Source organism: Pseudomonas sp. PA-7-1E, assembly GCF_021605325.1.
Lineage (GTDB): Bacteria > Pseudomonadota > Gammaproteobacteria > Pseudomonadales > Pseudomonadaceae > Aquipseudomonas > Aquipseudomonas fluorescens_BV.
Genome location: NZ_WKFA01000005.1, coordinates 201,780 through 212,656, shown reverse-complemented (window position 1 = coordinate 212,656; position 10,877 = coordinate 201,780). Strand labels below are relative to the sequence as shown.

The following is a 10,877-nucleotide window of genomic DNA, read 5'->3' as shown; positions in this document are numbered from 1 at the left end:
CCGCGAAGCCAGCTGCTAAAACTGCTGCTGCCAAACCAGCCGCGAAGCCAGCCGCTAAAACTGCTGCTGCCAAACCAGCCGCTAAGCCAGCTGCTAAAACTGCTGCTGCCAAACCAGCCGCTAAGCCAGCTGCTAAAACTGCTGCTGCCAAACCAGCCGCTAAGCCAGCTGCTAAAACTACTGCTGCCAAACCAGCCGCTAAGCCAGCCGCTAAAACTGCTGCTGCCAAGCCAGCCGCGAAGCCAGCTGCTAAACCTGCTGCTGCCAAACCAGCTGCCAAGCCAGTCGCTAAAACGGCAGTTGCCAAACCGGCCGCTAAACCCGCTGCTGCCAAACCAGCCGCTAAGCCAACTGCTAAACCTGCTGCCGCCAAACCGGCCGCGAAGCCCGCTGCCAAGCCAGCGCCCGCAAAGCCAGCTACTCCAGCAGCACCCACTGCTACTCCGGCAGCAGCCACCGCTCCAACTGCATCGGCCAGCAGCACCCCTGCACCGGTAGCGCCAAGCACCACCCCAACCAGCGCTTCCTAAGCGTTGGTGGCCATGGCGCGCAATTGCAGCAGCGCGTCGTGGTCAAGGTTGGCGGCTTCGGTCGCCAGGCCTTCAAGCCATTCTTGCTGACCCGGCACCTCATTGATCGGCCACGCCTGCGCCAGCGCTTCCAAGCGCGCCAGCAGCGTTCTTTCGGCCTCCAGTTCCAGTGTCTTGACTTGCTCTCGTAGCAATGCCAATTGCGCATCCTGCTGGGCCAAGGCTCGCCATTGCCCGCGCATTTGTCGCAAGGGTTCGACAACCTGCACCCGCCACGGCTGGGCAATCTGCTGCAGTGCCTGAACCCGTTCGGGCTTATATGCCACACCTCGCCATTCCAGCCACGCACCACACAACAACAGGCACACGTCTGCCCCTTGCTCCTGCAAGCGCAGGCAAGCGGCCTCCACGCCCGGGCGGGCGTAGGTCGAAAGGGCAAAGCTCCACAGGTCAGCGCACATATTCACACCCAAGCCAGCGGCCAACGAAGCTGGTAGACTCCGCCGCCATTATGATCCGACTTCAAAGCCTAACATTACAGCGTGGCCCGCAACGTCTTCTCGAAGACGCCGAGCTGACCCTGCACGCCGGTCACAAAGCCGGCCTGATCGGAGCCAATGGCGCCGGCAAATCCACGTTGTTCGCCTTGTTGCTGGGTGAGCTGACCCCGGATTCGGGGGACTGCCTGCTGCCGGCCGACTGGCGCATTGCCCATATGCGCCAGGAGATCGACACCCTGGACCGTATCGCCATCGACTACGTGCTCGATGGCGACCTGCGCCTGCGCCAGGTGCAGCACGACCTGGCTGAGGCCGAAAAAGCCCAGGACGGTGCCGCACAGGCGCGCCTGCACTCGGAGCTGGACAGCGCCGACGGCTATACCGCCGACGCCCGTGCTCGCAAGATGCTCGCCGGCCTTGGGTTTACCAACGAACAGATGGACCGTCCGGTCGCCGACTTCTCCGGCGGCTGGCGCATGCGCCTGAACCTGGCCCAAGCGCTGATGTGCCCCTCGGACCTGCTACTGCTCGACGAACCGACCAACCACTTGGATCTCGATGCGATCCTGTGGCTGGAAGACTTCCTCAAGAGTTACCAGGGCACCTTGCTGCTGATTTCCCACGACCGGGATTTCCTCGACGCCGTGGTCGATAACATCGCCCATGTCGAACAGAAGAAAATCACCCTTTACCGTGGCGGCTATACCGCGTTCGAACGCGCGCGTGCCGAACGCCTGGCCCAGCAGCAACAGGCCTTTGAAAAGCAACAGGCGCAACGTGCGCACATGGAAAGCTACATCGCAAGGTTCAAGGCCCAGGCTACCAAGGCCCGCCAGGCCCAGAGCCGGATCAAGGCCCTGGAACGCATGGAAGAGCTGTCGGCGGCCCACGTCGATTCGCCGTTCGACTTTGTCTTCCGTGAGTCGGTGAAGATCTCCAGCCCGCTGTTGGACCTCTCGGACGCTCGCCTTGGCTATGGCGACAAAACCATCCTTGAGAAGGTCAAGCTGCAGCTCACGCCGGGCGCACGCATCGGTTTGCTCGGCCCGAACGGTGCAGGCAAGTCGACACTGATCAAGAACCTCTCGGGTGAGCTTGAGCCGCTGGCCGGCCGCCTGACCCGTGGCGAGAACACGGTGGTGGGTTACTTCGCCCAGCACCAACTGGACTCCCTGGATGCCAAGGCCAGCCCGCTGTTGCACCTGCAACGCCTGGCGCCGACCGAGCGCGAGCAGACCCTGCGCGACTTCCTTGGCGGTTTCGACTTCCGTGGCGCGCGCATTGACGAACCTGTGCTGAATTTCTCCGGTGGCGAAAAAGCCCGACTGGCCCTGGCCCTGATCGCGTGGGATCGCCCGAACCTGTTGCTGCTCGACGAACCGACCAACCACCTGGACCTGGAAATGCGCCTGGCGCTGACCATGGCCCTGCAGGAGTTCAGCGGTGCGGTATTGGTGGTGTCTCACGACCGTCACCTGCTCAAGAGCACTACCGACAATTTCCTGCTGGTCGCCGACGGCAAGGTCGAAGAGTTCGACGGCGACCTGGACGACTACGCGCGCTGGCTGACGGAATACCGCCTGCGCAATGCGCCGGCCAGCAACACGCCGGTCAACCCGGACAAGACTGACAAGAAAGCCCAGCGCCAGGCCGCCGCCGCGCTGCGCCAGCAGTTGGCGCCGCACAAGCGTGAGGCCGACAAGCTGGAAGCCGAACTGGGCAAGGTGCATGAGCGCCTGGCCAAGATCGAAGCCAGCCTGGGCGACAGCGCCGTGTATGAGGCGGCGCGCAAGGACGAGCTGCGTGACCTGCTGGCCGAACAGGCCAAGCTCAAGGTGCGCGAGGGGCAACTGGAGGAAACCTGGATGGAGGCCCTCGAATTGCTCGAAACCCTGCAAGCGGAGCTGGAGGCGCTGTCCTGATGGAAGCGTTGCAATTGCCAGTCCCGGTGCAATGGATCGAGCCCATCTGGATTGGCGTGCAAATCCTGCTGATCCTGCTGGCCGGCTACCTGGCCCAGCGCTTTGTCGCCAAAGGCCTGACACGCCTGGGTGAGCGCTACCCGCTTCCGCCGCAATTGCTGATGCCCCTGCGCGGCGGCTTGCGCTGGCTGATCATGGGCAGTGCACTGATCTTTGTATTGGGCCGCCTGGGTGTGTCGGCCACGGTGTTGTGGACGGCCCTGTCCGGCTTTGTCGCGGTGGCGGCCGTGGCGTTCTTCGCCATGTGGTCGGTGCTGTCCAACTTGCTGTGCGCGATCCTGATCTTTACCGTCGGGCCGTTTCGCCTGGGTGATATCGTCGAGCTGGTGGACACCGTCGACAAGCCGGGCGTGAAGGGCCGGGTCGTGGCGATCAACTTGCTCTACACCACGCTGATCGAAGTCGAGGAAGCCGGGACCAACAGCGCGATGGTGCAGGTGCCCAATAGTCTGTTCTTCCAGCGCTCGGTACGCCGTTGGCCCGGCTCTGGCACCAACATCCTGTAGGAGCAAGCTTGCTCGCGAAGACCGTCAACGATAACGCAGCGCTTGCAGTCAGCCCGCATCGCCTGTGCATTTTTCGCGAGCAAGCTCTCTCCTGCAGAAATCTGTAGCCAGCCTTTGGTCGCTGGAGTTAGCTTAAGGCACAACCGCTAACTCCCTTGCGAGGTGTGCAATGGCTCTCGATACATGGCTGGCCTTTTTCCTGGCCAGTTGGATCATCTCCCTTTCTCCTGGCGCCGGTGCCATCGCCTCGATGTCCAGCGGCCTACAGTACGGTTTTGTGCGTGGCTACTGGAACGCCATCGGCCTGCAACTTGGCCTGGCGATGCAGATTGCTGTGGTCGCCGGTGGTTTGGGGGCCATTCTGGCGGCCTCGTCTACTGCGTTCTATGCGATCAAATGGTTCGGCGTGGCCTACCTCGTGTACCTTGCCATCAAGCAATGGCGCGCTTTGCCCATGGACATGACCGATGACGCCGCCGTACGCCCGATCGGCAAACCGATGGCGATGATGTTCCGCGGCTTTCTGGTCAACGCCAGCAACCCCAAGGCGTTGGTGTTCATGCTGGCGGTGCTGCCGCAGTTCGTGAACCCGCAGGCGCCGTTGTTGATCCAGTACCTGATCCTTGGTGCGACCATGATCAGCGTCGATATGATCGTGATGGCGGGCTACACAGGGTTGGCCTCGAAAGTCTTGCGCCTGTTGCGTACGCCTAAACAACAGAAACGTGTGAACCGCACCTTTGCTGGCTTGTTTGTCGGCGCTGCCGGTTTCCTTGCCAGCCTGCATCGCGCCACGGCCTGACCAAGCGACTGGCTCAAAAATGTGGGAGCGGGCTTGCTCGCGAATACGGTATATCAGTCAAAGAAAATAGTGACTGAAGCACCGCATTCGCGAGCAAGCCCGCTCCCACATTGGTTTTAGGGTGATAAGAAATAACACCTTGAGTCGAATCCATTAAAGCTCAACAATAGTGTTACTTCGTATTTCCACTTGAGATTCATTCATGACCGCCCCTTTCCGCTTTCTCGCCTGGCTGCTGTTGCCGGCATTGCTGTCGTGCAGCCTCAATCTGTCGGCCGCGACCGCCGAGGGCGCGCCGCAAGCCCTGCATTTGCTTGACTACATTGGCGCCGACTACCCACCGACGGTAGAGGCGGGCAAGGTGGTGGATGACTCTGAATACCGCGAACAAGTCGAGTTTCTCGGGGTATTGCAGGGGCTGGTGGCGGAGTTGCCAGACAAGCCTGAGCGCGCCGAGCTGGTAAAGGGCGTTGATGAGCTGCTGGCCGCGGTCACTGCCCACCAGGACGGCGCGAGCGTTGCCCGCCAGGCTCGTCAATTGGGCGCCAAGCTGGCCGTGGCGTATGAAGTCAGCCAGGCCCCGGCCATCACGCCGGACCCGACGCGCGGCGCGCCGCTCTACGCCCAGCATTGTTCGGTGTGCCACGGCACAACGGGCGCCGGCGATGGCCCGGCAGGCGTGGGCATGACCCCACCGCCGGCTAACCTGCGCGATGCAACGCGCCTGGACCGCCTGAGCCTCTACGCGATCTATAACACCCTCGGCCTGGGCGTCGAAGGCACCGACATGCCGTCGTTCGCTGACCAATTGGACGACCGCCAGCGCTGGGACCTGGCAACCTATATCGCCGGCTTCACGGCCGACCCGGCCGCTGCCAAAGGCGAGCAGACATTCAACCTCGCCGACCTGGCCCGCCAGACCCCCACTGAAGTACTCGCCGCTGACGGCCCTGACGCTGCCACGACATTCCGCGCCCAGCGTGCGCAGCCGCCGCAGGTTCAGCGTGGCCCCGCGCAGTTGCTCGACTACACTGCCGCCACCCTGGACAAGAGCCTCGCGGCTTTCCGCAACGGCGACCATGAGCAGGCTTACGATCTATCCGTCGCAGCCTACCTGGAAGGCTTCGAGCTGGTGGAAAGCTCCCTGGATAACGTCGATGCCAATGTGCGCAAAGACACCGAGAAGGCCCTGATGGCCTATCGGCAATCGTTGCAGGACGGCTTGCCTATCGAGCAGGTGCAGCAGCGCTTGGATGCAGCCAAAGGCAAACTCACTGAATCGGCTGGTTTGCTGGGCGGCGATGGCCTGAGCTGGTCGTTGAGCTATATCTCCGGCTTGCTGATCCTGCTGCGTGAAGGCCTGGAAGCGATTCTGGTGCTGGCCGCGATCCTCGCCTTCCTGCGTAACACCGGCCAGCAATCGGCGGTGCGCAGCGTCAACGTCGGCTGGGGCCTGGCGCTGTTGGCGGGTTTGGGTACCTGGGCCTTGGCGGCCTATGTCATTGACGTCAGCGGCGCCCAGCGTGAGTTGCTTGAGGGCTGCACGGCGTTGTTTGCCAGTGTGATGGTGCTATGGCTCGGCGTGTGGATGCACGACCGGCGTCACGCGGCGGCCTGGCAGGACTACATCAAGAGCAGCCTGGTGGGCGGCGGTGGGCGTTTCGGGTTTGCCGTGCTGGCGTTCTTCTCGGTATATCGCGAACTGTTCGAAGTGATCCTGTTCTACGAAACCCTGTGGCTGCAGGCCGGCCCTGCCGGGCACAACGCGGTGCTGGCCGGTGGTGCCACGGCGCTGGTGCTGCTGGTGGGCCTGGCCTGGGTGATCCTGCGCGGTTCGGCGAAGTTGCCCCTGGCGCTGTTCTTTGGCATCAACGCCGCATTGCTGTGTGCGCTGTCGGTGGTGTTCGCCGGGCACGGTGTGAAAGCCTTGCAGGAAGCCGGCATTTTCGGCACGCGGCCAGTGGCGTTCTTTGACTTCGACTGGCTGGGCATCCACGCCGATGCGTACTCGTTGGGGGCACAGGCCGTGGCGATCCTGGCGATTGTGGTGTTGTATGGCCGTAGCCGCCTGACCGAAAAGCACCGGGCGGCGGCGTAGCATGCGCGTGTGGATCGACGCCGACGCCTGCCCTCGGGCGGCCAAGGACCAAGTGGTGAAGTTTGCCCTCAAGCGCCAGTTTGAGGTGGTGCTGGTCGCAGGGCAAAGCCAGATCAAGCCTAGCTTTGCCTGTGTGAAGCTGATCGTGGTGCCCAGCGGGCCGGATGCCGCCGATGATTACCTGGTGGAGCACGCCGTGCCCGGCGAACTGGTGATTTGCAGCGACGTGCCCTTGGCCGATCGACTGGTGAAGAAGGGCATCACGGCCCTCGACCCGCGTGGCAAGGAGTTCAGCCCTGCGAACATGAGCGAGCGGTTGGCGGTGCGCAACCTGTTCACCGACCTGCGCGAGCAAGGCCAGATGGGCGGCGGCCCGCCGCCCCACAGCGAAAAGGACAAGCAGGCGTTTGCCAATGCGCTGGACCGAATTCTTACCCGCTTGATGAAACCAGCCTGATCTGTGGCGAGGGAGCTTGCTCCCGCTGGGCTGTGCAGCAGCCCCAAAGCCGTCGTCAGTGTTTTATCTGAATCACCGCGTCAGCTTAGATGGGGCGGCTTCGCCACCCAGCGGGAGCAAGCTCCCTCGCCACAGGTGCATCCCCATCAGTCGTTTTCGTGGGTTAATTCCAATACCCGATCCACCAGCTTGTTGATGCCGGACGCCACCTCGCTGATGTTCTTGCCCAGCATATAGGCCGGTGTACTCACCAGCTTGCGCGCCTGGTCCTCGACGATATCCTCCACAGTGCATTCGACGTGGGTGGCGCCCATCTTGTCCAGGGCTGCGGCGGTGCTGGCATCGTTGCCGATGGTGCAGGTCACGCCAGGGCCGTAGATCTTGGCGGCCAGGGCCGGCGAAATGCAGATCAAACCCACCGGCTTGCCCGCTTCGGCAAAGGCTTCAGCCAGTGCCAGCACCTGGGGGTTGATGCTGCAGCCGGCGCCTTCCACGGCAAAGTTCGACAGGTTCTTGGCCGCGCCAAAACCGCCCGGCACGATCAGCGCGTCAAAGTCTGCGGCGTTGGCTTGGCCAATATCCTTCACGGTGCCTCGAGCGATGCGCGCGGATTCCACCAGCACATTGCGAGACTCGGGCATTTCTTCGCCCGTGAGGTGGTTGATCACGTGCAACTGCGCAACGTCGGGTGCAAAGCATTCCACTTGAGCGCCGCGCTGGTCCAGGCGCAGCAGGGTGATCACGCTTTCATGGATCTCTGCGCCGTCGTACACGCCACAGCCGGAAAGGATCACTGCAATCTTTTTGCTCATGGGCATTTCTCCTGATTCATGGCGTTAAATGTCTACTAATTTGTAACCTCTTGCCAATGGGAACTCACGTCGCTGCACCTAATCTTGATGTAACAAAAATAGACCGGACTAGCCCATGGACTTTGTGCCTTACGCAGTACCGTTTTTTATTGCCCTGATCGTGGTCGAGTTGCTGGCCGACCGTTGGCGTGGCGTGCGCAACTACCGAGTGGCGGATGCCATCAACAGCCTCAGCACCGGAGTGCTGTCCACCACCACAGGCTTGCTCACCAAGGGCGTGGGCCTGCTGACCTACGCGTTCGCCATCGAGCACCTGGCGCTGTTCGAATTGCCTGGCCAGAGTGCCTGGACCTGGGTGTTTGCCTTTGTGTTCTATGACTTCTGCTACTACTGGCTGCACCGCATGGGTCATGAGCGCAACATACTGTGGGCCGCGCATTCGGTGCATCACCAGAGCGAGGACTACAACCTCAGCACCGCTTTGCGCCAGACCAGCACCGGTTTCCTGCTGAGCTGGATCTTCTACTTGCCCCTGGCGGTGGTTGGTGTGCCACTGGTGGTGTTTATCAGCGTGGCGTCGCTCAACCTGCTGTATCAATTCTGGGTCCATACACGCCATGTTCCCAAGCTTGGCTGGTTCGAATGGTTTTTCGTCACACCGTCCAATCATCGGGCCCACCATGCGCAGAACGCTCTCTACATGGATCGCAACTACGGCGGGGTGTTCATTATTTGGGACCGACTGTTCGGTACCTTCCAGGAGGAAGACGATAACGAACCGGTGATTTTCGGTGTGACCACACCCTTGGCCAGCTGGAACCCGCTGTGGGCCAACCTGCAGTTTTATGCGCAACTCTGGAGTGACGCCCGGCGTACTGAGCGTTGGTGGGACAAGCTGCGTATCTGGTTCATGCGCACCGGCTGGCGCCCGGCGGACGTCAAGGCCAAGTACCCGATGGCCAAGCCGGACCTGAGTCAGTTCCGCAAATTCGAGGTGCCGCTGGATGTGCGCCAACAGGTCTACATCGCCTTGCAGTTTGCGGCCTATGTAGGGTTTGGCAGTTATCTGATGAATTTCGGTGAGGGCTTGCCCTCCACGGCGCTGGTCCTTGGCTGGGGCACGATGGCGCTGGGGTTGTTTACCCTGGGCGTGGCGCTGGAGAATCGCCCATGGGCGCTGAAGGCCGAGCTGGCGCGCCTGGCGCTGAATGTTCCCTTGGTATGGCTGGCGCCGCTGGTGGGGTTGTGGCCCGCCAGCAACCTGGGCTGGCTGGGCCTGGCGAGCTACAGCCTGCTCAGCATCATCGGCCTCTACTGTTGCAGAAGCCGGCTTACTCGGTTGGTGTCTTAGGCGTTTCGACCGAGGCTGGCTCGTTAGCCAGCCGAGCCTTGGCCTCGGCACAGGCTTGGCGGGCGATGCGGGCATTCTTGAAGCGACGGCGCAGCCACAGGCCAAAGCCCAGCACCAGCAAGGCGGCCAATACCCACAACTCGTATTTCTTGACGCTGCCGAGCATTCCTTCCAGCACTGCGCCGAAGTGATAGGCTGCCGCCCCCAGTGCCGCGGCCCAGATCGCCGCGCCAATACCGTTCAGAACCAGGTAGCGCAACGGTGGGTAGCCGGACAGGCCAATCGCCACGGGCATCACCGTGCGCAACCCGTATACGAAGCGGAAACTCAATACCCAGATATCCGGATGCTTGCGGATATGTTCCAGTGCCTTGTCGCCCATCAGTTGCCAGCGCGGCTTGCGCGCCAGCAACTTGCGGCCGTGCTTGCGCCCCATGTAGTACCAGAGCTGGTCGCCGGCGTAGCTGCCAAAAAAGGCAACGACCACCACCAGGTTGATATCCATGTAGCCACGGAACGCCAGGAAGCCTGCGAGTACAAGGATGGTCTCGCCTTCGAAGAACGTGCCGAGAAAGAGGGCAAAGTAGCCGAAGTCATGCAGAAATTGTTGAAGCATGGTCTAGGGTGCTGGCGAAATGAACGCGCAGCCTACGCCTTCACGAAGATTCATGAAAGTATCGAGATGTGTCACGAAGTGAACAATTCCTACGCAAATGACGAATGGGACTACAGGTCGTGTCGATAAGCACAACTGTCATTCATTCGTCATAATGGCCGCTTATAACTGCAACGCTCGCCCGTAAACACGGGCTCAGGAGTCTGTCGTGAGCTTTACCCCTGCCAATCGCCTGTTCCCCGCCACCCGTCTGCGTCGCAATCGTCGTGATGATTTTTCTCGTCGCCTGGTACGTGAAAATGTACTGACCACGAATGATCTGATCCTGCCGGTTTTCGTGCTCGACGGTGAAAATCGCCGGGAAGCGGTGGCGTCGATGCCGGGTGTGGAGCGTCTGACCATTGACCTGTTGCTTGAAGAGGCGGCGAAGTGGGTCGAATTGGGCATCCCGGCGCTGGCGCTGTTCCCGGTGACCCCGGCCGAACTCAAGACCCTGGACGCCGCCGAAGCCTGGAACCCCCAGGGGATTGCCCAGCGTGCCACCCGTGCCCTGCGCGAGCGTTTCCCGGAGCTGGGCGTGATCACCGACGTGGCCCTGGACCCTTTCACCACCCACGGCCAGGATGGCATTCTTGACGAAGACGGTTATGTTCAGAACGACATCACCGTCGATGCACTGGTCAAGCAGGCGTTGTCCCACGCGGCTGCGGGCGCCCAGGTGGTTGCACCGTCGGACATGATGGACGGACGCATCCAGGCGATTCGCGAAGCCCTTGAGCTGGCCGGTCACGTCAATGTGCGGATCATGGCCTACTCGGCCAAATACGCCAGCGCCTACTACGGCCCATTCCGCGATGCGGTAGGCTCGGCGCTGAACCTGGGCAAGGCCAACAAGGCCTCGTACCAGATGGACCCGGCCAATAGCCAGGAAGCCCTGCACGAAGTGGCCACCGACCTGGCCGAAGGCGCCGATATGGTGATGGTCAAGCCGGGGATGCCTTACCTGGACATTCTTTACCGGGTCAAAGAGGAATTCAAGGTGCCGACCTTTGTCTATCAGGTCAGCGGTGAATACGCCATGCACATGGCGGCGATCCAGAATGGTTGGTTGAGTGAAGGGGTGATCCTCGAATCCCTGACTGCCTTTAAACGTGCCGGCGCTGATGGCATTCTGACCTACTTCGCCGCCCGCGCCGCCCAATTGCTTAGAGAGCAACAATAGC

11 protein-coding genes are annotated in these 10,877 nt (G+C 61.7%); 8 read left to right on the top strand and 3 right to left on the bottom strand.

Features of this window, described 5'->3' with window-relative positions; all coding sequences use genetic code 11:
* Positions 1-530: hypothetical protein (locus GIW79_RS05610; RefSeq protein WP_236477359.1), on the top strand; the 530-nt coding region annotated here is incomplete at its 5' end.
* On the opposite strand, the gene GIW79_RS05605 is transcribed toward GIW79_RS05610, so the two are convergent.
* Positions 527-991 carry a TIGR02444 family protein gene (locus GIW79_RS05605; RefSeq protein WP_054917104.1) on the bottom strand — a complete coding sequence of 155 codons (465 nt, stop codon included), beginning with the start codon at positions 989-991 and terminating at the stop codon, positions 527-529. The two genes, GIW79_RS05610 and GIW79_RS05605, sit on opposite strands and share 4 nt — an antisense overlap.
* A gap of 50 nt (positions 992-1,041) precedes the next feature.
* On the opposite strand from GIW79_RS05605, the gene abc-f reads away from it, so the two are divergent.
* The 5 genes from abc-f (at position 1,042) to GIW79_RS05580 (ending at position 6,875) form a co-directional block, all read left to right on the top strand.
* A complete protein-coding gene (gene abc-f, locus GIW79_RS05600) occupies positions 1,042-2,952 on the top strand; it encodes a ribosomal protection-like ABC-F family protein (protein ID WP_014720438.1) in 1,911 nt (636 codons plus the stop codon).
* On the top strand, positions 2,952-3,518 hold the full coding sequence (locus tag GIW79_RS05595) for a mechanosensitive ion channel family protein (RefSeq protein ID WP_034129034.1): 567 nt from the start codon (positions 2,952-2,954) through the stop codon (positions 3,516-3,518). Before abc-f ends, GIW79_RS05595 begins: the two co-directional genes overlap by 1 nt.
* Positions 3,519-3,687: 169 nt before the next feature.
* Complete coding sequence (locus GIW79_RS05590; RefSeq protein WP_005792425.1) at positions 3,688-4,320, top strand: LysE family transporter; 633 nt, start codon at positions 3,688-3,690, stop codon at positions 4,318-4,320.
* A 202-nt stretch (positions 4,321-4,522) separates the two neighbouring features.
* Positions 4,523-6,418, top strand: coding sequence for an FTR1 family protein (locus GIW79_RS05585; RefSeq protein WP_054896007.1), 1,896 nt, complete (start codon positions 4,523-4,525; stop codon positions 6,416-6,418).
* Between the two features lies 1 nt (position 6,419).
* Positions 6,420-6,875: a YaiI/YqxD family protein gene (locus tag GIW79_RS05580; RefSeq protein ID WP_034129032.1), complete on the top strand. Its 456-nt coding sequence runs from the start codon at positions 6,420-6,422 to the stop codon at positions 6,873-6,875.
* A gap of 146 nt (positions 6,876-7,021) precedes the next feature.
* Here the strand turns inward: GIW79_RS05580 and elbB are convergent, their stop codons facing one another.
* The gene (gene elbB, locus GIW79_RS05575) at positions 7,022-7,687 is read right to left on the bottom strand and encodes an isoprenoid biosynthesis glyoxalase ElbB (protein WP_089041512.1); all 666 of its coding nucleotides are present in this window, start codon (positions 7,685-7,687) and stop codon (positions 7,022-7,024) included.
* A gap of 115 nt (positions 7,688-7,802) precedes the next feature.
* On the opposite strand from elbB, the gene GIW79_RS05570 reads away from it, so the two are divergent.
* Positions 7,803-9,038 carry a sterol desaturase family protein gene (locus GIW79_RS05570; protein ID WP_127880366.1) on the top strand — a complete coding sequence of 412 codons (1,236 nt, stop codon included), beginning with the start codon at positions 7,803-7,805 and terminating at the stop codon, positions 9,036-9,038.
* Here GIW79_RS05570 and GIW79_RS05565 read toward each other — a convergent pair.
* Positions 9,019-9,654 carry a DedA family protein gene (locus tag GIW79_RS05565; RefSeq protein WP_034129029.1) on the bottom strand — a complete coding sequence of 212 codons (636 nt, stop codon included), beginning with the start codon at positions 9,652-9,654 and terminating at the stop codon, positions 9,019-9,021. The genes GIW79_RS05570 and GIW79_RS05565 overlap by 20 nt on opposite strands.
* A gap of 208 nt (positions 9,655-9,862) precedes the next feature.
* On the opposite strand from GIW79_RS05565, the gene hemB reads away from it, so the two are divergent.
* Positions 9,863-10,876 carry a porphobilinogen synthase gene (hemB, locus tag GIW79_RS05560; protein WP_034129028.1) on the top strand — a complete coding sequence of 338 codons (1,014 nt, stop codon included), beginning with the start codon at positions 9,863-9,865 and terminating at the stop codon, positions 10,874-10,876.
* Position 10,877: the final 1 nt, after the last annotated feature.

Bases quoted from the DNA above. Each gene is read 5' to 3' on its own strand.
- GIW79_RS05605 (WP_054917104.1), bottom strand. From the start codon at position 991: ATGTGCGCTGACCTGTGGAGCTTTGCCCTTTCGACCTACGCCCGCCCG.
- abc-f (WP_014720438.1), top strand. From the start codon at position 1,042: ATGATCCGACTTCAAAGCCTAACATTACAGCGTGGCCCGCAACGTCTT.
- GIW79_RS05595 (WP_034129034.1), top strand. From the start codon at position 2,952: ATGGAAGCGTTGCAATTGCCAGTCCCGGTGCAATGGATCGAGCCCATC.
- GIW79_RS05590 (WP_005792425.1), top strand. From the start codon at position 3,688: ATGGCTCTCGATACATGGCTGGCCTTTTTCCTGGCCAGTTGGATCATC.
- GIW79_RS05585 (WP_054896007.1), top strand. From the start codon at position 4,523: ATGACCGCCCCTTTCCGCTTTCTCGCCTGGCTGCTGTTGCCGGCATTG.
- GIW79_RS05580 (WP_034129032.1), top strand. From the start codon at position 6,420: ATGCGCGTGTGGATCGACGCCGACGCCTGCCCTCGGGCGGCCAAGGAC.
- elbB (WP_089041512.1), bottom strand. From the start codon at position 7,687: ATGAGCAAAAAGATTGCAGTGATCCTTTCCGGCTGTGGCGTGTACGAC.
- GIW79_RS05570 (WP_127880366.1), top strand. From the start codon at position 7,803: ATGGACTTTGTGCCTTACGCAGTACCGTTTTTTATTGCCCTGATCGTG.
- GIW79_RS05565 (WP_034129029.1), bottom strand. From the start codon at position 9,654: ATGCTTCAACAATTTCTGCATGACTTCGGCTACTTTGCCCTCTTTCTC.